Raw genomic sequence first — 24,551 nt, forward strand, 5'->3', positions numbered from 1 at the left:
TGTAAATGCAACAACGCTATATAGCTCACTAGCCTGTCAGAGTGCGCGAGGCTGGCTCTGAATCGCAATCCTTGCCGTGTTCACCTGAACAACAACAGATTTGCAGAAAATGCATTTCGCTCCATGCGGGTTGGCTCTTGTGACATCAAAATGTGATGTACGAAACTGTGAGCCATGACAGTGTGGACATTTAAAAGTAATTTTCAGTCCTTAGAGACCAACAACGTTCGCAGCAGCTGGGCCTTTGGCGCCATTTTCTACTGTGAATTCAACTTGCTGACCTTCGTCTAATGAACGGAAATCGGTGCCCTGGATTGCAGAGAAGTGTACGAATACATCTTTGCTGCCGTCCTGAGGAGAGATGAAACCGAAGCCTTTCTCTGCGTTAAACCATTTAACGGTACCGCGAATTTTGTTAGACATGCTTAAATCCTTAATATATCGAGCCTTCCGGCATAATGGCCTGAGAACAGATTTTAATCAGAACGTAAGAGAAGACTCAAAAAGAAGGGATGTCTCGCGACAAACTTAGAGATGAGAACTGCTTTGGTTACTTACTTTGATAGTGTCTGTTAATCAAACCGACGATTCATTAAGCCACACTTAACCAGGTGGCGCAAGCCGCAATTGAAATTAATCTCAAATTGTGCGGCCGCCCGTTTCAGCGGGCCGGCATGCGGGGAAACGTCTCAGCGATGCGTCCCGCATGCCACTCTTCTGCTCTGTCTGCCAGCGTGACTCAGGGTGCCAGGTCGCCATTCAGCTCGCTCAGCAGGCTATTGCGCATCCCACCCTCATCAGTGGGATCGAGGTTCAGCCAGGTCAGCGTCTGACGCCGACTTTTCTCATCATAATCGGAGTAGACGCCATGAATATCGCCCTTCTCCGGCGAGTAGAGGATGGCAATCGTCTGCGCCGGGCAGTTGTGTGGCTTACATCCCGACAGCGCCTGATACTTCACCCCCTTAATGGTGACCTCCGTGGCCGGGGTACTGGTGCCGCCCTGCTTAACCCATGCCGGAAAAGCGTGTGCCGCGATGAGCTTGTGATACGCCTGGCCGGTCTGTTTGTTCTGGATAAAATCATACAGATAGGTTGGGGCCGCGGCACTCGCGAACAGCGGAACGGCAGCCAGCACCGCCGCGATAACACCTCTTTTCATCCTCTTTTTCTCCTCATATCTGGGTTTTATCTGCGCTGACCATGACCTTATCGGTTTTACCGCGCGCTGTCAGTATCGCCGGGGTGCCGTTGCGGTTTCTGACGGCCGATCAAAAAAGGGCGAGGCCGGAGCCTCGCCCAAAACATGCCGATCATCAATCGTAGTAAGGGACCTTGCGGTCAACGCCGTTGATATTGATCAGCACAAACCCCGTTGGCGCGGTCTTGTTGGCGGGTGTTCCCGCTGCGGTAGCGAGTGTAACCACGCCTTTTTCGTTGGCCCCGATGCCCGCCAGTCCGTTGTGCATGCCGAAGCGTGCCGCGGGTTTCAGGGAGCCGACTTTGGTGACGTCTGTCACCACGGACATGTCGGACTGGAACAGCGAACAGGAGCCGGTGTCGAAACGGGTCGGCCCGGTGGTCTTCAGGTTGAACATCGTCTCGCCGCTGTTGGCTTTCAGCTTGACCCAGATAACGGCATAGGTAGTCCCTACCCGGCCATAGCGGATGTCCAGCACCGACGGCTGCCCCATGTGGTACGCATCGGCCCAGACCGTCTCCAGACGCTGCAGGTTGATCAGCGTCTTACCCGTACCGACGACGTTAACCGGCGAACCGGCGGTGCCGGAGGGCGTGGTGGCGTCCGCTTTCCCGATTAACTCCATCACCCACTGCTGGTTAGGCGCCGGGAAATAGAGCTGACCCAGCCGATACCAGTTATCGGTGTCGGTGTTGTTCACCACTTTATAGCCGCTGTAATAGCCAGCGCGCAGTGAACCGGTCAGGAAGGAGCCGTAGTTTTCATCCCGACGATAGCCATATTCAAAGGTCGACAGCCACTTATTGCCGGCCACGTCATTGGTGATTTTCGCCCCGGCCTGCAGGTTGATATGACGCATCAGAACGCGCGCATTGTTGAGATTGAGCGGCGTGCCGCAATCTTCAATGTTGAGCGTATCGATGGTCCAGCCGCCGTCCGACAGATCCCCCGGGTTGGTGGTGTGCTCAATCCAGACGTTGCGCATGATCCCCTGGGTCACGCGCGGCATATAGAGCGTGGCGTCACCATAGCCCGACTGGAAGTTGGCGTTGCACAACTCAATCGCAGTTGAGTGGTCCCAGTTCCCCTTCGGTGTGTTTGACCAGCCAACATCAAACACGCGTGAGAAGGTGCTTGAGCTGTAGACCTGATCAAACTTACTGTCGAGCGTATCCTGCAGCTTAAAGACGGTCCCGCCGGTGCTTTGCGCCTTGAAGCAGTAGATATTGACGATCTGGCCGCCCACAATCGTGTTTTCAAAGAACGGCTGAACGTTGCTGCACTGCTCTGGCGTGACGGTGACTTTAGCAGTGGTGTCGACGGTTCCGGCATTAGCCTGTCCATGCCAGCAGATGCCTTTGATAACGATTCGGCGCGCATTAACTTTAAATACCGTATTGGCGCTTTTGTCGGAAATGATGGTGGTACGCGGTGACGATCCGAGATCGCTGTCATCACCCTGGATACCAAAAAACGCCGTCTCCGTCGCGCTGAGATCGATGGGTGAAATCAGGAAGCGGCCACCCGGAAAACGCACCGGCAGCGATTTCACGTAGGTGTTATAGCTCTGTGTCCATGCCAGCATCCGCATAAAGGCGTCGGTATCATCGGTAACACCATCCCCTTTCGCACCGAAGTGCAGGATATTCACTTCAGTGGGATCGTTGATGGTGCGCTTCCAGTAGAAACCGTTCCCCACCGCCACCGTACCCCCATCATCCTTCAGCGGGGTGGTGCTGAGGAAGCCGACAAAATCAGCGCCGCCACGGAAGCTGGAATCTTTGTCGTAATAACGTTTCAGGCTCGCCACTTCACCTGATTTTGGTGGGACTGTGGTACGCAGTTCAGCAAAAGAGTTAACTTCGATCATAGAATCCTCCTCAGGATTACTGGGATATCGCGCTGACCATCAGCGCACTACTTCGCCGCAGCCGGATGGCCGCAAAGGGTGTCCCACATGTCGTTGTGGGTGTTGATGGCGCGCACCGTACGAACGTCCATTTTTTGCGCGTCATCGCCGTAGGTATAAAGAGGGGAAAAAAGAACGCAGGCAGAGTCGGTGATCGCCACCGGCTCAGGGTTTGTGGTATTTCGACTGCTGCAGCTTGTCGCGAGCAGCAGCGTCATCAAGGCTGTGGTTATCAGTCGCCACACGGTTAGCCTCCTCGCGGTTATGTTGTTGCTGTTGCGCCACCGCAGTCACGCGGGCCGCCTCCTGTTGCGCGTTATCGACGTCGTTCCGCGCTTTTTGCTGCACTTTGCCCACTTTCCTGCCACCAAAATAAGTAGCCCCCAGTGCCGCAATAACGGCGGCCAGCGCGGCAAGCCAGCGCCAGCCGCCGCCCAGTAATGTTGTAATCAGCGTCATGGCTGCGTTCCTCCGGCCTTCTGCTTCTCGTTCAGCAGGTTTTTCTGACGAACAAACTGGGCGATGACGCCCATCGCCACCATGAAGGCGCCGACCAGCCCCAGATAGTTGTGCGGCAGAATCGTTTTGACGTCCTCCGGCAGCACGCTCCAGGCATCAACGGCGGCAGAAGGAAAGGATTGCGCCCAGGCGCTGAGCATCGATCCCAGCGACGCCAGCCAGACTGACCAGGTTCTGAAGAGCAGGCGGGCGTGCGAGACAAACTGGAGGGTGGTGAAACGCTGCAACAGCAGCAGGATGATGATCGCCGTCAGCACGGCGACCAGAAACATGAGCCATCTCATAGCAACCCCCTGTAAACCGCATAGGTTCCGCTGCGCATCATCTCGGCGTGACGTCTGGCCCGGCCCGGTGTCTGACGGGCCCACAGGCTGTTCATCATCGCGTCCGCCGCCTCATCAAACTTCTCAGCCACAATGGCGCTGAGCATGTTTTTAAACTGCATGACCCCGTCGACGCCCAGCTGATACGCCATGCTCAGCAACACATCGGTGCGGGCGTCATTGCACTTTGCCAGCGCGTTACGCAGCAGTTCCCGGCTCTGCATCTCCTGAATTTTGTTTTCGAGAATGCACTGCTTCCAGACATCCCCGACGCGCCGTGGCACCCGGAACGCATAGTTGTTCAGCGAAGCGCCCTTGGGTCCGATGCGGATGCCACCGGCCACCGTGGGGAACCCCAGCGTGTCGAGGTAAGGCGCGTCGACATACCCTTCTTCAAAGTTCAGTACTGCGATTATCTGGCTCATAACGACTCCTCAATGGCGGGTTAAACCCATTCAGCCCTGTGAACAGAAATACATAACGCCCACTGATCATTACCCTGTCCGGCGCAGCAGAATGCCCTGCTCACCCTGCAGCAAAACTGAACAGTAATTCAGCAGATTACGCCCAGCGAAAGCTGGAGAACGCAAAGCGTTATCCGGAACGAAAAGGTGTGTTTTTTTGCGCTTCAGCTCACGGCGTAGAGATGGACGTGAGGCAGACAGCAGTTGTCGAAAGCGGGAGTTTCTTTGCTGATGATGCGGGGTGCAGTAATCGCGCGATCCACGCGCGGGATAACCTGACGCTGGCAGATTTGTTCTGCGCGCCGCAGGCCAGGTGTTTCAGCTGGAGAGTTCAGGGCCTGGTCGATACTCTGTTTCAGGCTGCTGAGAGGTTGGCGCCGCCGATGGCGACGAGTACGTGCGTTGCCCACAAAAACGCTTTTGCCATAGTGAATTATCGCCATAACTCCTCCTGTGAATGAGTCTTTGGCGATGGGGTGGCAGGCGCGAGCTTTCGGCGAACCGAACGGGCCCGAATGTCGCGATTCACGATCGCACGCTCGCCCCCCGGCTGCGTTAGCAGCCAGGTGGAAAGTAAGCGAAGGGGAAATAAACGGCATCTGACGACGCTGCATTTTGCGCATCCACCCCATCCCAAAGTTCACTGACTTTTGGGTGGTATGATTCGCGCTTGTGCAGCGCCTCAATTGTTTAAGAGCGGCTCATCCCTGAAAGAACGGCGTTGTTCATCCATATCCAAATTATTAACAGGTTCTTATGCATTATCAAACACTGTTGGTTAATTTTTTATTTACCACTGGTTAAATTTATGAATTTATGCCGATTATTTTTTTGCGGCCCGCCTGAGAAACGCCATAAAGGCGGGCTCAGCCGAGGATTTGATACTGTCGCGCCTGGCTCATGATCACTTTTGCCAGAACCTTCAGGCTGGTGACGTCATCATGATTGAGATACCAGGTCTCATAACGTTTATTGTCTGATATCACAGCAATTTTCTTATGCTGAAGTTGCAGACGCTTGAGGTAGAGCTGCTCGTCAAGGGTAAAGATGTAGATGCCGTCGCCATCAAACATCCGCACGCTGATATCGACAAACAGCTGATCGCGCGGCGCAAAGGTGTCCGCCATCGAGTCGCTGTTAATCGCGATTAACCGGATGTTTTCCGCCGGGCGACCGTTGAACAGCACCCGCGCCTCATCCGGGCCATATTCAATCGCCTGGATGGTTTCGACAAACTCGTCCCGCGCGGGCAGGCCCGCCGCACTGCGCTGACCAATGTCCAGACTGTCCACCCGGAACACATTTTTCCGGGCGGCAAACGTGTTCAGCGTCACCGGCTCTGCGGGTTGATCCATCCCATATTGCAGCCACTCCACCCGGACGCCCAGCAGCTCGCTGAGCGCCAGTAAGTTGCCATCATCAGGCACTGACTGCGCGTTAAACCACTTCCACACTCCCGGCGTTGAAATTTTACAGCCCTGCTTCTGCAGGGCGCTGGCAACCTGTTTGTTCCGTCCATGTCCGGCAATGCCGGCACTCTCACAGGCCGCTATCAGCCTGGCGGTGAAAGCTTGTTTTGTACTTTCTTTTTTAACCATTAGTTAATAATCAGCCATAGAAGAGATACTGGATGTTATTTTCATTATTGCTACCAGTTCATTTTATATTACCGCTCGTTTACTACCTAACCGCTTTATCAAGCGTTCCTGATTATCATTATCCGCTTCAGCCTGCGACGGGACAAAAAATATTGCCTCAGGCCGCATAGCGCCTTGTGTTTCAGGAATGTTCCGTAAGAAATTGCGTGAAATTCAGCCAGCAATCTGGCCTGCGATAAGGTGACCGGAACGGAATTGAAACTGAAGCGCAGAAAATCCTATCTTTCACTGGCCCGAAAAAGAGACGCTAAAAAAAACGGGAGCCTGTAAAAGACTCCCGTTTTGTTAAAAATTATCGCAATTATGAGCGGAGCGTATCGTCGCCCCAGGCTATCCATTTATAGGTGGTCAGCGCCTCTAATCCCATCGGACCGCGCGCATGCAGTTTCTGCGTACTCACTGCCACTTCAGCCCCCAGACCGAACTGCCCGCCATCGGTGAAGCGGGTGCTGGCGTTGACATAGACGGCTGACGAGTCAACCTGGCGTACAAAGCGCATTGCCTTGCGGGTGTCGCGGGTCAGAATGGCATCCGAGTGCTGCGTGCCGTGCGTGCGGATGTGATCAATCGCCTCATCCATATTCGCCACTAACCGGACGTTGAGATCCAGCGACAGCCACTCGTCGTCATACTGCTGCGGATTGACCAGCGAGACCGATGCCGGCCCCTGCTGCAGCTGCGCCAGCACGTTGCTGTCAGCATGCAGCGCGATCGCCTCCTGCGCCATACGCGCGCTGAAAGCGGGCAGGAAACGATCGGCCATAGCCTGATCCACCAGCAGAGTCTCCAGCGAGTTACAGGCGCTGGGACGCTGTTTCTTGGCGTTGACGATCAGATCAAGCGCCGGTTCGATCGCCATCGTCTCATCAATGTAGATATGGCAGACGCCGATGCCGCCGGTGATCACCGGAATGGTGGAGTTTTCCCGGCACAGCTTGTGCAGGCCAGCTCCGCCGCGCGGGATCAGCATATCGACGTAGCGATCCAGCTTCAGCAGCTGATTCACCAGTTCACGATCGGGGTTCTCAATGGCCTGAACAATTGCCGCCGGTAGTCCGTGCTGTTGCAGCGCCTTCTGGATCACCCGCACGGTGGCCGCATTGGTGCGCCAGGTCTCTTTTCCGCCGCGCAGAATCGCGGCGTTACCGGTTTTCAGGCAGAGGCTGGCAACATCCACGGTGACGTTTGGCCGCGCCTCATAAATCACGGCCACCACACCCAGCGGCACACGACGACGTTCGATGCGCAACCCGCTGTCGAGCTGCCCGCCATCAATGAGCTGGCCGACCGGATCGGCGAGCTGGCAGACTTTGCGCACATCGCTGGCAATGCTGCTCAGCCGCTCCGGATTGAGCGTCAGCCGATCCATCAGCGCGGCGCTCATGCCATTCTGACGCGCATCGGCTAAGTCCAGCGCGTTAGCCGCCAGAATCTCGGCGCTTTCCGCCTCCAGGTAGTCGGCAATGGTCATCAGCACCTGGTTCTTTTCCGCCGTCGACAGATCGGCCACGGTATACGCTGCGGCACGCGCCGCTTTTCCCATCTCTTCAAGCATTGTCCGCTCCTTAACTGACGATCATGTCGTCGCGGTGAACCGCCACCGGGCCATATTCATAACCCAGAATGTCGCTGATCTGCTGGCTGTGATGCCCGGCGATCATCCGCATTGCGTCGCTGTTGTAGCGTGAAACCCCGTGGGCGATGTCCCTGCCCTGCAGGCTGCGAATGCGGATCACTTCACCGCGCGAGAAATTTCCCTGGATGGCGCGGATCCCTTTCGGCAGCAGCGAGCTGCCGCGTTCGATGATGGCCGCCAGCGCACCATCATCGACGGTCAGCTCACCGGCCGGGGGTGCCCCGAAAATCCAGCGCTTGCGGTTTTCCAGCGGCGATTGCTGCGCATGGAAGCGCGTGCCCACCGGTTTCCCCTCAATCACATCGCTGATCACGCCGGTGCGGCTGCCTGACGCGATGATGACGTCGATGCCGGCGCGACAGGCCACATCCGCGGCCTGAAGCTTGGTTGACATTCCGCCGGTGCCCAGCCCGGAGACGCTGCCGCCTGCTAAGGAACGTAACGCGTCATCAATCACATGGACATCACTGATCAGCTCAGCGTCGGGATTATTGCGCGGATCGGCGGTGAACAGTCCCTGCTGATCGGTCAGCAGCAGCAGCTTGTCGGCTCCGCCAAGCATCGCCGCCAGCGCCGAGAGGTTGTCGTTGTCACCCACTTTGATTTCCGCGGTGGCGACGGCGTCGTTCTCGTTGATGACCGGCACAATGTGGTTGTCCAGCAGCGCACGCAGCGTGTCGCGGGCATTGAGGAAGCGTTCGCGATCTTCCATGTCGGCGCGGGTCAGAAGCATCTGGCCGATATGGATTCCGTAGATAGAGAAAAGCTGTTCCCACAGCTGAATCAGACGGCTCTGCCCCACCGCAGCCAGCAGCTGCTTTGAGGCGATGGTCGGCGGCAGTTCGGGGTAACCCAGATGTTCGCGTCCGGCGGCCATTGCGCCGGAGGTGACGATCACAATGCGGTGGCCTGCGGCGTGCTGCTGCGCACACTGCCGAACCAGTTCCACCATGTGCGCCCGATTTAACCGGCGCGATCCGCCGGTAAGAACGCTGGTACCCAACTTGACCACTAAGGTCTGACTGCCACTCATATTTCCTGCCGTAGTGAAAAATTTTTACGAAAGGACGTTTTAACAGGAGTCGATAAGGAAGCCAACAGCCAGCGGGGGAAAAGCACGAAATTACGCGGACAGGGGCGTAGACCAAAAGTTCACCGTTAACAAGAAATCAGGAAAAACGTCATAAAAAGTTCATCTCGGACGGGTAAAAAGTCGGTGCTTTACAAAAACTTTCATTTTTTTACGGCGTTCACACGGCGCTCACATTGGGATTGATAGCAAATGAAGAAAAGCACACTGGCCATGCTCCTCTCTACGCTGATGCTGGCTTCTGCCGCGCAGGCTGCCGAAATCTATAACAAAGATGGCAACAAGCTGGACCTATACGGCAAAGTGAAAGCGGAACATTACTTCAGCGATAACGCCAGCGCAGATGGTGACAAGTCCTATACCCGTATCGGCTTTAAAGGTCAGACACAGATTAATGACCTGATGACCGGTTATGGTCAGTGGGAATATCAGTACAACGTCAATAACTCCGAAGGCAGCGACGCCAACAATGGCAACAAAACCCGCCTCGGTTTTGCCGGTCTGAAATTTTCGCAGTACGGTTCGGTGGACTATGGCCGCAACTACGGTGTGCTGTATGACGTTGAGGCCTGGACCGACGTATTCCCGGAATTTGGCGGTGACGGCACGGCCCGTTCAGATAACTTCATGACTCAGCGCGCCACCGGCGTCGCCACTTACCGTAATAACAACTTCTTTGGTCTGGTGGATGGACTGAAATTTGCGCTGCAGTATCAGGGCAAAAACGACGCCACCAGCGCCAACAGCCGCACCGATATTAACCGTCAGAACGGCGACGGTTACGGCGCCTCACTGGGCTATGCGCTGGGTGATAGCGGCGTGAGCCTGATGAGTGCCATCACCTCCTCCGACCGTACTAACCAGCAGCAGGCGCGCGCCTATGGCGGCGGTGACCGTGCCGACTCCTGGGGCGCAGGCGTGAAGTATGATGCCAACAGCGTCTACCTGGCGGCGATCTACACCGACACCCGCAACATGACGCCCATCAGCGGCACCAACCGCAACACGGGTGCCTCCGTTGCGGGCGCAGCCAACAAAGCGCAGAACATCGAACTGGTGGCGCAGTATCAGTTCGATTTCGGCCTGCGTCCGTCTATTGGCTATGTGCAGACCAAAGGCAAAGATATCGAAAACGGTATCGGCGATGTGGATCTGGTGAAATATATCGACGTCGGTGCGACCTATTACTTCAACAAAAATATGTCGGCCTTCGTGGATTACAAAATCAACCAGCTGGATGATGACAACGCGCTGTCGCTCAACAACGATGACATCGTCGCGGTGGGGATGACTTACCAGTTCTGATGTGGCGGTTGCGGCACGCCGGTCACAGCATAAAAAAGGGCGAGTTTTCACTCGCCCTTTTGTTGTTAATCAATCTGACTCAGGCTGCGGTGAGATCGAGCCCGCTCAGGGAACCGGGTCAGAACGGAAAGTCGCTTAAGCCAATCCCTGGCCGCTCGGCCCGCGCCGTCCCTGGCGCGGGACGCTTTCCTTTTCTGACCCGGTTCCCTGCGCATCAGGTTTCGTTATCGCGGCCAGTTTCACTCTGCTTCAGGCTTCTCAGCACGCTGACGACGAGGTCAGGCCGCCCTTTTCCGCTGACTCAGGCGCTCAGCTTCACCGGTTTCTCATCGAAGTCGCTGGCCGGAATAAGGTCCAGATCTAACTCCTTCAGCATCGCCTTCAGACGGGTATGGAAGTTACGTAAGGTCTCCTCCACGCGCGCCGTGTTCTCTTTGCCCTTGATGGTTGCCACCGACCAGTCACCCTCTTTATCGAACAGGCCGATGTGGTAGACATAGGTAAAGTGGTCAGCCTGCGCTTCCAGTTCCATCCACCAGCCCCAGAACTCACGCAGTTCCGGTGCGGGTTTCACATTAACGCAGGCAGCCAGGCAGTCGAAGAAGAAACGGGTTTCGCCACATTTCCCATCGCGAATATAAGGTCCAAGCTCGGTAAAACGCTTAAGCAGGCGACTGCGGGGATGACCACTTGGTAACGTCATGCTGATTCTCCATTGGTTTTGACCGCTATACAGCCCTGATTTCCGGGCAGCCCGGAAAAATTCCGCTACTAGTTGTAGCAAACAGTGAAAATTTTGCCAGTTACCTTTTTAAACGCTTCTCCAGCCAGTCGCAAATCTCATTCAGCGCTTTGTCGAAACTGGCCATCACCGGCTTCACCGGAATCAGCAGGGCTTTCCCGTCCGATGAGGAGCGGGCGATCAGCCTGCTCTCCTCCTCCGGGCTGAAGAGGTCGTTTTGCCAGTAGCCCGAAAGCATCGGCGTGGGCGTGCGACGTCCCAGCAGTCCCTGAGTTTTCAGCGAATAGCGATTGAGTTCGGTGCGCAGCGCGCTGTCAGAGGCGGTGGCCATGCCGAGACGGCTCGCCAGCATGTCCATGTACATATCCGGGATCTTATCCTGCAGCGCCGTCTGCGTCAGCAGCGCGTGTACAATCGGTCCCAGACAGGCAACGCCCCGCAGCCGCTGCGATTCAAGATAGGCCAGCCGAACGGCCACGTTGGCACCGAAGCGGTAACCAAACGCCGCCACACGCGTATGATCGACCCAGGGCACATTGGTCAGGTCACGCAGCACCTGCTGATGCAGGAAGCTGGTGTCCTGATTCAGCGTCCATTTCACCGAGTTACCCACGGACGGCACATCAATGGTCAGCATCGCGATGCCGCGTGGCGCCAGATAATCATGGAAAAGACGGTAGTGATCGCTCTGTAACGAGTCGAGCGCGCCGCAGAACAGCACGGTGGGATAAGGGGCTTCGACGCCCGGCGGCATGTGCAGAAAGCCGGTGACCGGGCTGCCGCCCGCGATGGCGAAGGTCAGGGTCTTCAGTTCACCGGGCAGGCGCTGCGTCGCCTCTTCATAGGCGCGATTGGCCAGCGTCTGTGCCTGATCGGCCAGCTCATCCCCTTTTATGTAGGGATAGGCGGCGACGCTGTAAAGGTGCGCCGCATGCAGCCAGAAGTCGCCTGACTCACTGTCGTCGCCAGATTCCAGCGCCTTCTGCTGCCAGATCCCCGCCTGTCTGCACCACTCGAAATGCCAGTTGCCGCTGCGAAAACCGATCACCGTATCGAGCAGCGTCTCATCGGTATGCTCAACCTTGCTGATGGCGATACGGGCCAGCACTTCGCTGATCTCCTGCGGTGTCAGGCCGCGCCAGGTCCACATCAGCTTATTCAACATCCGATACCAGCCCTGCTGGCTCTCTCCGTCCAGCGTGGAGTGCACATCCGGGGTGGCATGATGCTGACGACGCACCAGGGAAGAGGTTTCAGGATGTTTGAAGCGGGGTTTGAACAGCTCCTCGCTAAGGTTTTTGCTCGTCATTCTCACTTCTCCTGCAACAGAAACGGCGATGGCTAAGTGTACTGTACGGCAATTCGGGGTGCGAGGCTCAGAAAGCACAACGCCCGGAAAACCGGGCGTTGTGACGTGAGGATGGCGTAATCAGCTTTTTACAATCGGCGGGATGTAGACCACGCCCATATCCCACGGCTGCTCGATCCAGGTATCCTGCGGGATATCGACGATGTAATCGTCAACCAGCGAGCGACCGGCCGGTTTTGCGAAAATGGTGCAGAAACGCGCTTTCGGGTACATCTCACGAATCGCCTGCGCCGTTCCGCCGGTGTCCACCAGGTCATCGATCACGATGAAGCCTTCACCGTCGCCTTCTGCGCGCTTCAGCACTTTCATTTCACGCTGATGATCGTGGTCATAGCTGGAGATGCAGACGGTATCGACATAGCGGATACCCAGTTCACGTGCCAGCAGCGAAGCCGGTACCAGACCGCCACGGCTCACCGCGATGATGCCTTTCCACTGTTCAACAGGCAGCAGACGCTGGGCGAGTTTACGGGCATGAATCTGAAGCATGTCCCAGGTGACGACGTATTTTTCGCTCATAGAATAGAAATCCCAGCCAACCGAAGTGGCTTAAAAATGTGCAACGGGGAAAAGGTTGCGCGAGATTATAAGGAGTTGACGCGCTAAAAACCAGCACCCGCGCGCTGGTTGCGGCTTTTTAGCGCGTCCGGGAGCGCACCCGGTGAAAAACAGTGATATTCTCGGGCCTGGCTCGTCAGATTCTCTGACGGCGATTTTTCACTGGAAACTCGCGATGTCCGGCCTCGCCGGTACACTGACACAGGAGACCTGTCGTGTCTGAATTGTCTCAACTCTCTCCACAGCCGCTGTGGGATATTTTCGCTAAGATCTGCTCTATTCCTCACCCCTCTTTTCACGAAGAAGCGCTGGCGAGCTACATCACCGGCTGGGCTAAAGAGCAGGGCTTCTGGTGTGAGCGCGATCAGGTCGGCAACATCCTGATTCGCAAGCCCGCCACCGCTGGCATGGAAAACCGGACCCCGGTCGCGCTGCAGGCGCACCTCGACATGGTGCCGCAGAAGAATAACGACACCGTGCATGACTTTACCAAAGACCCGATTCAACCGTGGATTGATGGCGAGTGGGTCAAAGCGCGCGGCACGACGCTGGGTGCCGATAACGGCATCGGTATGGCCTCGGCGCTGGCGGTGCTGGCTGACAACAGCCTGACGCACGGCCCGCTGGAAGTGCTGCTGACCATGACCGAAGAGACCGGCATGGATGGCGCATTCGGTCTTCAGCCCAACTGGCTGCAGGCCGAAATCCTGATCAACACCGACTCTGAAGAGGAAGGTGAGATCTACATGGGCTGCGCGGGCGGTATCGACTTCGTCTCCTCCCTGCCGCTGACCCGTGAGGCCGTGCCTGCTGAGTTCCAGACCCTGAAGCTGACGCTGAAAGGGCTGCGTGGCGGTCACTCCGGCGCCGATATTCACATGGGTCTCGGCAACGCCAACAAGCTGCTGGCGCGCTTCCTGGCGGCCCACGCGGCTGAACTGGATCTGCGTCTGCTGACCTTCACCGGCGGCACACTGCGCAACGCCATTCCGCGTGAAGCCTTTGCGACCGTTGCGGTTGAAAGCCACAAAGCGGATGCGCTGAAATCAGCAGCAGCGCAGTTCCTGAGCGCCATCCAGAACGAGCACGGTATCAAAGAGCCGAACATCGCCCTGGTCACCGAGCCGCTGGCGCATCAGGGTGCCGCCCTGAGCGCTGACAGCCGCGATCGCTTCCTGAACCTGCTGAACAGCACGCCAAACGGCGTGATCCGCAATTCAGACGTGGCGAAAGGCGTGGTTGAAACGTCACTGAATATCGGTGTGGTGACGATGGAAGAGGATCACGCCGAGATCAACTGCCTGATCCGCTCGCTGATCGACACGGGCCGCGATTATGTGGTGCAGATGCTGACGTCACTGGGCCAGCTGGCCGGTGCGCAGACCAAAGCGAAAGGCGGCTACCCTGGCTGGCAGCCGGATGCGGACTCCGCCATCATGGCGCTGACCCGTCAGACCTACATCGCCCTGTTCGACAAGACGCCGAACATTCAGGTGATCCACGCCGGTCTGGAGTGTGGTCTGTTCAAGAAGCCTTACCCGAACATGGATATGGTGTCGATTGGGCCGACCATTACCGGGCCGCACTCGCCTGATGAGCAGGTGCATATTGAAAGCGTTGGCCTTTACTGGAAACTGCTGACCACCCTGCTGAACGTGGTGCCAGAAAAGTAATCCGGTCGTCAGAAAAATGAACCAGGCTCCGGCCTGGTTTTTTTATGCCTGCCACTTTCCCCCAGCATAATTCGCTGCCTTCTTTTCGTTTTCCCTCGCTATTCCGCCATGTTCCCGCGCTTCGCTGGTTATAGCCGCCATTATGTCCGGATGTCTGGATGGCTAATAAGATTTCGTGCTAGCTTATGCGCTTTCGGCTGTTGCCGCGCCTGAAGGTTCAGGAAAAAATGCGGCCACTCATTCTTCAGGAGAGTCATCACATGCCAGGGTTAAACTGCCTTGAGATGCGTAACATCTCCATCGCTTTTGGCGGGTTTGCCGCGCTATCGTCGGTGGATTTCCGCAGTGAAGGCCATTCGGTTCATGCGCTCACCGGTGCGAACGGAGCGGGCAAATCCACGCTGATGGCGATCCTGTCCGGCGCGCACAGCCACTACAGCGGCGAGATCCTGCTTGATGGCCAGCCGGTCTCCATTCGCACACCGCGCGAGGCTAAGCAGCTGGGCATTCATCTGGTTCAGCAGGAAGTGGATGTGGCACTGGTGCCGCAGCTCAGCGTGGCGGAAAACATCCTGCTGGACCGACTGGCCGAGCCGGGTCACCGCTATCGCTGGGGAGAGATCCGCCGTCAGGCGCGGGCGCTGCTGGCTCAGCTCGATGTGCCGCTGGATGTTAACCGGCTGGTGGAGCGCTGCACGCTGGCGGAAAAGCAGCAGATTCTGTTAGCGCGGGCGCTGTCGCACCACTGCCGCTTCCTGATACTGGACGAACCCACCGCCCCGCTGGACCAGCATGAAAGTGAGCGACTGTTTGCCGTGGTGCGTCGCCTGCAGGCCAGCGGCATCGGCGTGGTCTTTATCTCTCACCGCATCCATGAACTGAAAGCCATCTGTGACCGTCTGACGGTGCTGCGCGACGGCCGCCTGATTGAAACCGGCCCGATGGCCGCGCTGAGCGGAGAGCAGATTGTTGAGAAGATGCTGGGTCATCAGCTGACCGACATCTTCCCGCCGCGTCGTCCACAGCAGGCGCAGCCGCTGCTGATGGCGGTGGAGGGACTTCACGATGCGCAGCGGCTGCAGGCTATCTCGCTGCGCCTGCACAAAGGGGAGATTCTGGGCATTGCCGGCCTGGCCGGCGCGGGGAAAACCGAACTCTGCAAAGCCCTGTTCGGCGCCACACAAAGTCGCGTCAGCCGGGGTGAACTGCACGGTCAGCCGTGGCAGCCCCGCTCGCCGCACGATTCGGTCAGCCGTCGCATGGCGCTGGTGCCGGAGGAGCGGCGCAAAGAGGGGATCTTTATTGATGAGTCGGTCGCGATGAACCTCAGCGTCAGCGCGGATGACAGCTTTTCGCGCTGGAGCCTGTTTGGTCATCGCCAGGCGTGGCGCTGGGCCGAGCAGATTATCCGGCAGCTGCAGGTGCGCACCACCGGTCCGGCTCAGACGCTGCGCCGCCTGTCGGGCGGCAATCAGCAGAAAGTGGCGATCGGCAAATGGCTGCGCAATAACGCCGACGTGCTGATTTTCGATGAGCCGACCAAAGGCGTCGATATCAAAGCCAAAACCGAACTGTTTACCCTCATCGACAGCCTGGCGCGGGAAGGGAAAGGGATTATCTACGCGTCGGGTGAATTTTCTGAACTGGTCGGCTTATGCGACCGGATTTGCGTGCTCTGGGATGGACGCATTGTGGCTGAACTGGCTGCAGACGACGTCACCGAAGAGACGCTTTTGCTCTATTCCACCGGAGGAACCCCTGCGTGAGCAGCAAAGAGACCCATCTTAAACTGACCGCCACCCCGTGGCATCACCAGCTATTCGACTTTCTCTATAAATGGGGCATGCTGCTCACGGTGGTGATCCTGATCGCCGCTTTTGGGCTGGCTTCCGACAGCTTCCTTGAACCCAATAACATCATCAACATTCTGCGTTCGATTGCGATTGTGACGGTCATTGCCGTTGGCGTCTCTATCTCCCTGACCGTCGGCGGCTTTGATCTGTCGGTCGGCTCGACCGCCTCGCTGGCTAACGCGCTGGTGATTTCGCTGTTTGTCTGGTACGGCTTTGGCACTACCACCGCGATTCTGATTACCCTGGCGCTCTGCACGCTGGTCGGGCTGTTCAACGCCTTCCTGATTGTGATCCTGCGCATCCCCGACATGCTGGCGACGCTGGCGACCCTGTTCGTGATTCAGGGGGTGGCAATGACCTACAGCTTTGGCGGGTCGATCACCGAGAACATGGTGCTGCCGAGCGGTGATATGGCGGAAGGCACCATTCCGGCGGCGTTTGGCCTGCTCGGTCAGGTGCCGACCATTGTCATCATCATGCTGGTGGTGACCGTCGCGGCACAGCTGGCGCTCTCCCTGACCAAACATGGTCGCCGGATGTATGCGCTGGGCGGCAATCCGGAAGCGGCGCGCCTCTCTGGCATCCGCACCACCCGCTACCGGGTACTGGCTTACGTCATCGCCTCCCTGCTGGCGGGCCTGGGCGGCATTCTGCTCGCCTCGCGCATCGGTTCATCTCAGGTCAATGCCGGCAGCGGCTACCTGATGGACGCGGTCGCGGCGGCGTGGATAGGCTTCTCACTGGCGGGCTCCGGCAAGCCGAATGCGCTCGGCACGCTGGTCGGCGCGGTGATCCTGGGCGTGCTGCAGAACGGCCTGGTCATGCTCTCTGTGCCCTACTACGCCATGGACATCATCAAAGGGCTGGTGCTGGCTTTAGCACTGGCGATCACCTATATCCAGCGCCGCTGAGGCGCGTCTACCGGAGTTGATAACAATGCAAAAAATAACGCTCTCGCTGCTGGCCCTGAGCCTGCTGAACGCCAGCGCCGCCTTCGCGGAGACCGTCACCCCGGTGCCAGCGGCCATCGCGGGTCATGACGGCCCCATCCGCATTGCGGTGATCCGCAATCTCGGCTCCGATGACAACACCACCCAGTTTGTTGCCGGTGCTATTCAGCAGGGTCGCCAGCTTGGCTTTAAGGTCAGTACCTTCCTCAGCAACGGCGACGACGCGCGCTTCCAGGACTTCGTTAATCAGGCGATCAGCCAGAAGTATGACGGCATCGTGCTGTCGCACGGAAAGGCGCCCTACGCCAGCGGGCTGGTGAAGCGGATTGCCGATGCAGGCATCAAACTGTCGGTGTTTGATACCCCGGTGGAGAGCCCGATTCCCGGCGTCACCGTTACCGCTCAGGATGATGCCTCGCTGGCGCAGCTGTCGCTGGGCCAGCTGATCAACGATTTCCACGGCAAGGCGAATATCGTCAAGCTGTGGGTCGCCGGTTTCCCGCCGATGGAGCGCCGTCAGGTGGTGTATGAAAAACTGCTGAAAGAGAATCCGGGCATTCATCAGCTGGAGTCGATTGGGGCCGTTTCAACTGACGTGCAGGGCGACACCGCCAACAAGATTGGTGCGATTCTGGCGAAATACCCGAAAGGGAAAATCGACGCCATCTGGGGAGCCTGGGATGCGTTCAGCCAGGGGGCTTACAAGGCGCTGCAGGAGAATGGCCGGACCGAGATCAAGCTCTATAGCATCGATGTCTCGAACCAGGATTTGCAGCTGATGCGTGAGAAAAACAGCCCGTGGGTGCAGACGGTGGCGGTCGATCCTAAAACCATTGGCGCGGTCAATATGCGGCTGGTGGCGAAGAAGATTGCCGGTGAAGAGACACCAGCGACGTATCAGTTTAAAGCGGCGTCAATCTCTCAGCAGCAGCTGAACAGCCAGCCTGGCGCAGTTAACGTCGCCTCGCTGAACAAAATCATTCCGGGCTGGGGCAGCAATGAGGATTTTGTCGCGCCGTGGTTCGCCACCCTGGCCGCGAAATATAAGAAGTAATCTGGCGTCAGCCCTGCCGGCGGGTGAGGCTGACTTATAAACCCAGCAGGAGCTGACGTTCCAGCTGGGGATCCACCATCGTCACGTGCAGTCCCACCAGCCGCACACCGCGCCCGGCGCGGCGCTCATCCCAGGTCTTGCGGGCGATGGCGATCATGTCCTCTTTATTCAGCACCGGCCAGATATGCTCCTGGGTGGTCTGCTGAAAATCACTGAACTTCAGTTTGACGCCCTGACGCGCCACCTGTCTGTCGGGTCGGATCTGCGTCAGCCGGCGGTCGAGTTCGGCATAGAGAAAATCGATGATCTCCAGGCAGGCCTCCCAGTCGCTGATATCTTCCGCCAGCGTACGCTCGACCCCCAGCGATTTACGCTCGCGCTCAACGATCACGCCGCGCTCATCAATGCCGTGGCTGCGCTCCCACAGCACCCGGCCAAACTTGCCAAAGCGCTTCAGCAGCTGGGCTAAATCGGCCTTCTGCACGTCGCCACAGGTCACCAGCCCCATCTCTTCGAGCTTCTTTGCGGAGACTTTGCCTACGCCGGGGATCTTCGCCAGCGGGAGCGTCAGTAAAAAGTCAGGCATCTCTGCCGGGGTGATAACACACTGCCCGTCCGGCTTATTCAGGTCGGAGGCGATCTTGGCCAGAAACTTGATCGGGGCGATGCCGGCCGAGGCGGTCAGCCCGGTTTCACGGTAAATCGTGGCGCGGATCGCCTGCGCCATCAGCGTGGCCGAGCCGTGGCAGTGCGGGCTGTCGGTCACATCCAGATAGGCTTCATCCAGCGAGAGCGGTTCAATCAGCGGGGTGTAGCGGGAAAAGATTTCGCGGATCTGCGCGGAGGCTTCCTTATAGGCGTCGAAACGCCCTGGCAGAAGGCGCAGATGCGGGCATAGTTTCAGGGCCATGCCGGTCGGCATAGCGCTGCGCACGCCAAATTTGCGGGCCGGGTAGTTGGCGGTGCTGATGACTCCGCGACGTTCGCGGCTGCCACCGATGGCGATCGGGATGTCGCGCAGCTGGGGATTGTCACGCATCTCCACTGCGGCATAGAAGCAGTCCATATCGACATGAATGATTTTACGCATACCCCCCTCCGGCACTGGATAAGTATACAGCTGACAGGGGTAACTGCAATATTTGTTGCCCGGGCGAATAAAGTTTACAAATTTCTGGCCGAATAACCTTCAGTAAATCGCGAATTTGGCCGACGCCGTCTTGCTAAAAAAACAGACAATGTTTAATGTTGCGCTGCGGTAGCGGATAGTTCCGATAATGCCAACAAAGACGCAAAATTTGTGTCATGTTCTCTTCACCTCAAGGTATACACAGCATGGGCAAAATCGCACTCCTGTTTGCGATGATTTTACTGCCAGCCCTCAGCATGGCAATGACACCCGAACCCGTTCAGTCAGCGGCACCGGTCAGCAAAGAATTAAAGAAGCAGTTACTCGGCACGCCGGTCTACATCCAGATCTTCAAGGAAGAACGCACGCTCGAACTCTACGGCAAAATCGGTAACGAATATCGCCTGCTGGATACCTACCGCATCTGCAACTTTTCTGGCGGCCTCGGCCCGAAACGCCGTGAAGGCGATTTCAAAAGCCCGGAAGGTTTTTACAACGTGAAGCTGAATCAGCTGAAGCCCGACAGCCGCTTTTATCGCGCCATCAACATCGGCTTCCCGAATCAGTACGATCGCAATCAGGGATACAGCGGTAACTACCTGATGATCCATGGCGACTGTAAGTCGATTGGCTGCTATGCCATGACCAACGCCTATATGGATGAGATTTTTACCTATGTGAATGCCGCGCTGCGAAACGGCCAGCAGGATGTCAGCATCAGCATCTATCCGTTCCGCATGACCGACAGCAACATGCAGCGTCACCGCTACTCCACCTATGCCAGCTTCTGGCAGCAGCTGCAGCCGGGATACGCTTACTTTGCGAAGTATCACCAGCCGCCGATGGTCAATGTCGCCAGCGGGAAATATGTGATGAACAGCAGCCCGGCACCGGTTTTAGCCAGTCCCGAAGCCGCTTCCCGTTCATTCCTGGCGCTCTCCAAGGCAGAATAACGCCCATTCACCTGGCGCAATCCGCTGCCAGGTTTCATTGGCCGTCAGAGGCTGCGTTGCAATCACCGTCACCACGTCATGCGGCGTGGTGTGCTGCTGAAAATCGACTTCCACATCCTGATCGAGCAGCTGCGCCCGGCCAAACGGGGCGCGTCGGGTGATCCAGAAAAGGTTGGTCGAGCAGAAGGCCATCAGATAACGTCCGTCTGACAGCAGCATGTTAAATACCCCCTTCTGCCGCAGCGCGGTGGCCAGCTCGCCAATGAAGCGGAACACCGCCGGCCAGTTGCCCGGCGTACGAGGATAGCGTGTCGCCAGCTGATGCAGGATCCAGCAGAACGCCTTCTCACTGTCCGTTTCCCCCACCGGCCGGAATGTGCCGGTCTCCAGCTGCTTATAGCCCTTCAGCTGCCCGTTGTGCGCGTAGGTCCAGTTGCGGCCCCACAGCTCGCGGGTGAACGGATGGGTATTCTCCAGCGACACCTGCCCGCGATTCGCCTGACGGATGTGCGCCACCACCGAGTGCGACTTGATCGGGTATTCCTGCACCAGACGCGCAATCGGAGAGTTAAAGCTCGGCAGCGGATCTTTAAACGTACGGCAGCCTTTATCTTCGTAAAAGGTAATGCCCCAGCCATCTTTGTGAGGCCCGGTTCCCCCGCCCCGCTGAACCAGTCCGGTAAAGCTGAAACAGATATCCGTGGGAACATTGGCGCTCATCCCGAGCAATTCGCACATAGCCACCGCCTCTGATTAAGCGGCCCCCCGTCAGACAGGAGGCCAGCGCAGTTACTTCACCATCTCTTTTTCGACCAGCAGCATCAGGATGTGGATCACCTTGATGTGGATCTCCTGAATGCGATCGGCATAACCAAAGTGTGGCACCCGGATCTCAATATCGGCACTGCCTGCCATCTTACCGCCATCTTTGCCGGTCAGGGTGATCACTTTCATCCCCTGCGCACGGGCGGCTTCAACCGCTTTAATGATATTGGCAGAGTTGCCCGACGTTGAGAGGCCCAGCAGCACGTCGCCCGGACGTCCCACCGCTTCCACATAGCGTGAGAAGACGTAGTCATAGCCAAAGTCATTACTGACGCAGGAGAGATGGCTGACGTCAGAGATGGCAATCGCCGGATAGCCAGGACGATTTTCACGATAGCGGCCGGTCAGCTCTTCGGCGAAATGCATCGCATCACAATGGGAGCCGCCGTTACCGCAGGAAAGCACCTTGCCACCCGCCTTGAAGCTGTCAGCCAGCAGCACCGCAGCACGTTGGATCGCATGAATATTGGCGTCATCGCTGAGGAATTTATTCAGCGTATCAGCAGCTTCATTAAGCTCAGAGCGGATGATGTCCTGGTACATAGGGATGTCCTTTATAAGAAGAGGTTAATCGCAGCAAGTTTAACGGAATGGCCGGTCAGCGCAAAGCTTCATGCCACGCCTGACCCGGCGGTAGCGGTGTGGATTCCGACACCGGTTGTCGAATAAAACGGCAAAAATCCGTTTTTGTGAGGCAGGTTGTAATTGCGATGTAAACAAATTGATAAATCCGCCCGGCTGCTCTAAACCTCTCTACATAACAGGTCAGACCTCTTACTACTTGCGGAGTGGTTCACTATGATGGTTGTTTCGATACTTGCCACGGTGGCGCTGATTGGCGCCCTCTTCTATCACCGCCTGTCACTGCGGACCGCCAGCGCGATCCTGCTGCTGTGGACCGCCGCGATGGCGGTCGCGCATCTCTGGACGCCGTGGCTCCTGCTGCCGCTGGCGATCCTGCTGCTGCCGTTCAACCTGCCGTCGCTGCGTCGCAGACTCTTTTCACAGCCGATGTTACAGCGCTTCCAGCAGGTGATGCCGCCGATGTCCCGCACCGAGAAAGAAGCGATTGATGCGGGCACCACCTGGTGGGAAGGCGATCTGTTTCAGGGCAAGCCGGACTGGCAGAAGCTGCATAACTACCCGCAGCCACGCCTGACGCCGGAAGAGCAGGCTTTCCTTGACGGCCCGGTTGAAGAGGCGTGCCGCCTGGCGAACGATTTCCGGATTACCCATGAGATGGCTGACCTGCCGCCGGAACTCTGGGCCTACCTGAAAGAGCATCGTTTCTTCGCGATGATCATTAAAAAAGAGTATGGCGGACTGGCCTTCTCCGCCTATGCGCAGGCCTGCGTTCTGCAGAAACTGGCGGGCGTCTCCGGGATTCTGGCGATCACGGTGGGTGTACCCAATTCACTGGGTCCGGGCGAACTGCTGCAGCATTACGGTACCGAAGCGCAGAAAAATCACTATCTGCCGAGACTGGCGCGCGGTGAAGAGATCCCCTGCTTTGCGCTGACCAGTCCGGAAGCGGGGTCAGATGCCGGCGCGATCCCGGATACCGGTGTGGTCTGCATGGGTGAGTGGCAGGGTGAGCAGGTGCTGGGCATGCGGCTGACCTGGAACAAGCGTTACATCACCCTGGCCCCGATCGCCACTGTGCTCGGCCTGGCCTTTAAACTGACCGACCCGGATCATCTGCTGGGCGATAACGCCAGCCCGGGCATCACCTGTGCCCTGATCCCGACCAGCACGCCGGGCGTGGAGATTGGTCATCGCCACTTTCCGCTCAACGTGCCGTTCCAGAACGGGCCGACGCGCGGCAAGGATATCTTTGTGCCGATTGACTTTATCATCGGTGGCCCGGAAATGGCCGGACAGGGCTGGCGGATGCTGGTGGAGTGTCTGTCGGTGGGCCGTGGCATTACGCTGCCTTCCAACTCAACCGGCAGCCTGAAGAGTGTGGCGCTGGCAACCGGCGCTTACGCGCACATCCGTCGTCAGTTCCGGCTCTCTATCGGTAAGATGGAAGGGATTGAAGAGCCGCTGGCGCGTATTGCCGGTAACGCCTATGTGATGGACGCCGCGGCCACGCTGATTACCGCCGGGATTATGCAGGGTGAAAAACCGGCGGTACTGTCAGCGATTGTGAAATATCACTGCACCCACCGCGGCCAGCGCGCCATTATTGACGCCATGGACATTGCCGGCGGCAAAGGCATTATGCTGGGTAACAGTAACTTCCTGGCACGCGCCTATCAGGGTGCGCCCATCGCCATTACGGTGGAAGGCGCGAATATCCTGACCCGCAGCATGATTATCTTTGGTCAGGGGGCGATCCGCTGCCATCCGTATGTTCTGCAGGAGATGGCCGCCGCCGCCAGCAACGATGTTAATGCCTTCGATGATGCGCTGTTCAGTCACATCGGTCACGTCGGCAGCAGCACCGTGCGCAGCCTGTGGCTGGGATTCACCGCCGGACGCACCAGCGCCAGCCCGACCCGCGATGCCACCCGTCGCTACTATCAGCATCTGAACCGCATCAGTGCCAACCTGGCGTTGCTCTCAGATGTGTCGATGGCGGTACTGGGCGGCAGTCTGAAACGGCGCGAGCGCATCTCGGCGCGCCTGGGCGATGTGCTGAGCCAGCTCTATCTTGCCTCAGCCACCCTGAAACGCTATGACGATGAAGGCCGTAATGAAGCCGATCTGCCGCTGGTTCACTGGGGCGTGCAGGATGCCCTGCATCAGGCGGAGGTCGCGATGGACGATCTGCTGCGCAACTTCCCGAACCGGCTGGTCGCGGGTGCCTTACGCATGGCTATCTTTGCGGGCGGACATCACTGCCCTGCCCCGTCTGATCGTCTGGATCACCAGCTGGCAAAACTGCTGCAACAGCCGTCAGCGACCCGCAGCCGTCTGGGCCGGGGCATCTATCTGACGCCGGGCGAGAATAACCCCGCCGGTCAGATGGAACAGGCGCTGCAGGAGGTGATGGCAGCCGAAGTGATTTATGACCGCCTGTGCAAACAGACAAAGCAGCATCTCTCCTTCACCCGTCTGGATGCGCTGGCGAAGCGTGCGCTGGAGCAGGGCTGGATCGATGCGAAGGAAGCAGAGGTGTTGCAGCGTGCTGAAGCCAGCCGTCTGCGCTCCATCAACGTGGATGAGTTTGAGGCAGATGCACTGGCGGTGCCGGTGGCGGAGAAAGCGCCTCAGCCTGCGTCGCGCACCAGCGAGGCGGCGTAGCGTTCAGGCCGGTGTGATGGCCGCACCGGGTTGCTGAACTTATGCTTCCTGAGCCAGCTCTGTTTCAGAGGCCGACATCATGTCGGCCTTT

General features: G+C 57.8%; 24 protein-coding genes. 7 read left to right on the forward strand and 17 right to left on the reverse strand.

The features are described 5' to 3' along the window. Positions 1-36: 36 nt before the first annotated feature. From ymcF to proB, 11 genes are all read right to left on the reverse strand, one after another. On the reverse strand, positions 37-207 hold the full coding sequence (ymcF, locus tag FJW00_RS22545; protein WP_140028666.1) for a cold shock small protein YmcF: 171 nt from the start codon (positions 205-207) through the stop codon (positions 37-39). Positions 208-210: 3 nt separating this feature from the next. Next, positions 211-423, reverse strand: a complete 213-nt coding sequence (gene cspE, locus FJW00_RS06885; protein ID WP_009091867.1) for a transcription antiterminator/RNA stability regulator CspE — start codon at positions 421-423, stop codon at positions 211-213. Positions 424-739: 316 nt separating this feature from the next. Then, on the reverse strand, positions 740-1,162 hold the full coding sequence (locus tag FJW00_RS06890; protein ID WP_140923336.1) for an Ivy family c-type lysozyme inhibitor: 423 nt from the start codon (positions 1,160-1,162) through the stop codon (positions 740-742). Between the two features lie 154 nt (positions 1,163-1,316). Beyond that, entirely contained in the window at positions 1,317-3,071 is a 1,755-nt protein-coding gene (locus tag FJW00_RS06895; RefSeq protein WP_046101314.1) for a putative phage tail protein, read from the reverse strand. Positions 3,072-3,275: 204 nt separating this feature from the next. After that, complete coding sequence (locus FJW00_RS06900) at positions 3,276-3,569, reverse strand: hypothetical protein (protein WP_140923337.1); 294 nt, start codon at positions 3,567-3,569, stop codon at positions 3,276-3,278. Further along, positions 3,566-3,913 (reverse strand): DUF7940 domain-containing protein, encoded by a 348-nt coding sequence (locus tag FJW00_RS06905; RefSeq protein ID WP_046101313.1) that lies wholly within the window; start codon positions 3,911-3,913, stop codon positions 3,566-3,568. Before FJW00_RS06905 ends, FJW00_RS06900 begins: the two co-directional genes overlap by 4 nt. After that, on the reverse strand, positions 3,910-4,377 hold the full coding sequence (locus tag FJW00_RS06910) for a glycoside hydrolase family protein (protein ID WP_009091877.1): 468 nt from the start codon (positions 4,375-4,377) through the stop codon (positions 3,910-3,912). The genes FJW00_RS06905 and FJW00_RS06910 overlap by 4 nt, the downstream gene beginning before the upstream one ends. A gap of 203 nt (positions 4,378-4,580) precedes the next feature. After that, positions 4,581-4,859, reverse strand: a complete 279-nt coding sequence (locus FJW00_RS06915; RefSeq protein WP_046101312.1) for a transcriptional antitermination N peptide — start codon at positions 4,857-4,859, stop codon at positions 4,581-4,583. Positions 4,860-5,282: 423 nt separating this feature from the next. Continuing rightward, complete coding sequence (locus FJW00_RS06920; protein ID WP_009091882.1) at positions 5,283-6,014, reverse strand: S24 family peptidase; 732 nt, start codon at positions 6,012-6,014, stop codon at positions 5,283-5,285. Between the two features lie 361 nt (positions 6,015-6,375). Beyond that, positions 6,376-7,629, reverse strand: a complete 1,254-nt coding sequence (gene proA, locus FJW00_RS06925) for a glutamate-5-semialdehyde dehydrogenase (RefSeq protein WP_140923338.1) — start codon at positions 7,627-7,629, stop codon at positions 6,376-6,378. 10 nt (positions 7,630-7,639) lie between these two features. Continuing rightward, positions 7,640-8,743 carry a glutamate 5-kinase gene (gene proB, locus FJW00_RS06930; protein ID WP_009091886.1) on the reverse strand — a complete coding sequence of 368 codons (1,104 nt, stop codon included), beginning with the start codon at positions 8,741-8,743 and terminating at the stop codon, positions 7,640-7,642. Between the two features lie 249 nt (positions 8,744-8,992). Between proB and ompC the strand changes: the two genes are divergently transcribed. Further along, positions 8,993-10,105 carry a porin OmpC gene (gene ompC / locus FJW00_RS06935; RefSeq protein ID WP_009091888.1) on the forward strand — a complete coding sequence of 371 codons (1,113 nt, stop codon included), beginning with the start codon at positions 8,993-8,995 and terminating at the stop codon, positions 10,103-10,105. A 301-nt stretch (positions 10,106-10,406) separates the two neighbouring features. On the opposite strand, the gene crl is transcribed toward ompC, so the two are convergent. The 3 genes from crl to gpt form a co-directional block, all read right to left on the reverse strand. Then, positions 10,407-10,808: a sigma factor-binding protein Crl gene (gene crl, locus FJW00_RS06940; RefSeq protein ID WP_009091890.1), complete on the reverse strand. Its 402-nt coding sequence runs from the start codon at positions 10,806-10,808 to the stop codon at positions 10,407-10,409. 100 nt (positions 10,809-10,908) lie between these two features. After that, entirely contained in the window at positions 10,909-12,156 is a 1,248-nt protein-coding gene (gene frsA / locus FJW00_RS06945) for an esterase FrsA (protein WP_140923339.1), read from the reverse strand. Positions 12,157-12,276: 120 nt separating this feature from the next. After that, the gene (gene gpt, locus FJW00_RS06950; RefSeq protein ID WP_009091894.1) at positions 12,277-12,735 is read right to left on the reverse strand and encodes a xanthine phosphoribosyltransferase; all 459 of its coding nucleotides are present in this window, start codon (positions 12,733-12,735) and stop codon (positions 12,277-12,279) included. Between the two features lie 254 nt (positions 12,736-12,989). Here gpt and pepD point away from each other — a divergent pair, with 254 nt between their 5' ends. The 4 genes from pepD to FJW00_RS06970 all read left to right on the forward strand — a co-directional run bounded on the left by pepD (position 12,990) and on the right by FJW00_RS06970 (position 18,304). Next, entirely contained in the window at positions 12,990-14,447 is a 1,458-nt protein-coding gene (gene pepD, locus FJW00_RS06955) for a beta-Ala-His dipeptidase (RefSeq protein WP_009091896.1), read from the forward strand. Positions 14,448-14,707: 260 nt separating this feature from the next. After that, the gene (locus tag FJW00_RS06960) at positions 14,708-16,213 is read left to right on the forward strand and encodes a sugar ABC transporter ATP-binding protein (protein WP_140923340.1); all 1,506 of its coding nucleotides are present in this window, start codon (positions 14,708-14,710) and stop codon (positions 16,211-16,213) included. Continuing rightward, complete coding sequence (locus FJW00_RS06965) at positions 16,210-17,211, forward strand: ABC transporter permease (protein ID WP_009091899.1); 1,002 nt, start codon at positions 16,210-16,212, stop codon at positions 17,209-17,211. The genes FJW00_RS06960 and FJW00_RS06965 overlap by 4 nt, the downstream gene beginning before the upstream one ends. A 25-nt stretch (positions 17,212-17,236) precedes the next feature. Further along, positions 17,237-18,304, forward strand: a complete 1,068-nt coding sequence (locus FJW00_RS06970; protein WP_046101305.1) for a sugar ABC transporter substrate-binding protein — start codon at positions 17,237-17,239, stop codon at positions 18,302-18,304. Positions 18,305-18,338: 34 nt separating this feature from the next. Here FJW00_RS06970 and dinB read toward each other — a convergent pair whose 3' ends face one another. Beyond that, entirely contained in the window at positions 18,339-19,394 is a 1,056-nt protein-coding gene (gene dinB / locus FJW00_RS06975; RefSeq protein WP_140923341.1) for a DNA polymerase IV, read from the reverse strand. Positions 19,395-19,639: 245 nt separating this feature from the next. Between dinB and dpaA the strand changes: the two genes are divergently transcribed. Beyond that, positions 19,640-20,386: a peptidoglycan meso-diaminopimelic acid protein amidase gene (gene dpaA / locus FJW00_RS06980; RefSeq protein WP_046101303.1), complete on the forward strand. Its 747-nt coding sequence runs from the start codon at positions 19,640-19,642 to the stop codon at positions 20,384-20,386. Here dpaA and FJW00_RS06985 read toward each other — a convergent pair. Together FJW00_RS06985 and lpcA are read right to left on the reverse strand one after the other, a co-directional pair. Beyond that, positions 20,357-21,124: a class II glutamine amidotransferase gene (locus FJW00_RS06985; protein ID WP_009091903.1), complete on the reverse strand. Its 768-nt coding sequence runs from the start codon at positions 21,122-21,124 to the stop codon at positions 20,357-20,359. The two genes, dpaA and FJW00_RS06985, sit on opposite strands and share 30 nt — an antisense overlap. A gap of 51 nt (positions 21,125-21,175) precedes the next feature. Further along, entirely contained in the window at positions 21,176-21,754 is a 579-nt protein-coding gene (lpcA, locus tag FJW00_RS06990; RefSeq protein WP_009091904.1) for a D-sedoheptulose 7-phosphate isomerase, read from the reverse strand. A 255-nt stretch (positions 21,755-22,009) separates the two neighbouring features. Between lpcA and fadE the strand changes: the two genes are divergently transcribed. Further along, the gene (gene fadE, locus FJW00_RS06995) at positions 22,010-24,460 is read left to right on the forward strand and encodes an acyl-CoA dehydrogenase FadE (RefSeq protein ID WP_009091905.1); all 2,451 of its coding nucleotides are present in this window, start codon (positions 22,010-22,012) and stop codon (positions 24,458-24,460) included. Positions 24,461-24,551: the final 91 nt, after the last annotated feature.

Source organism: Pantoea anthophila (genome assembly GCF_006494375.1).
In the GTDB taxonomy this organism is placed as follows: Bacteria; Pseudomonadota; Gammaproteobacteria; order Enterobacterales; family Enterobacteriaceae; genus Pantoea; species Pantoea anthophila.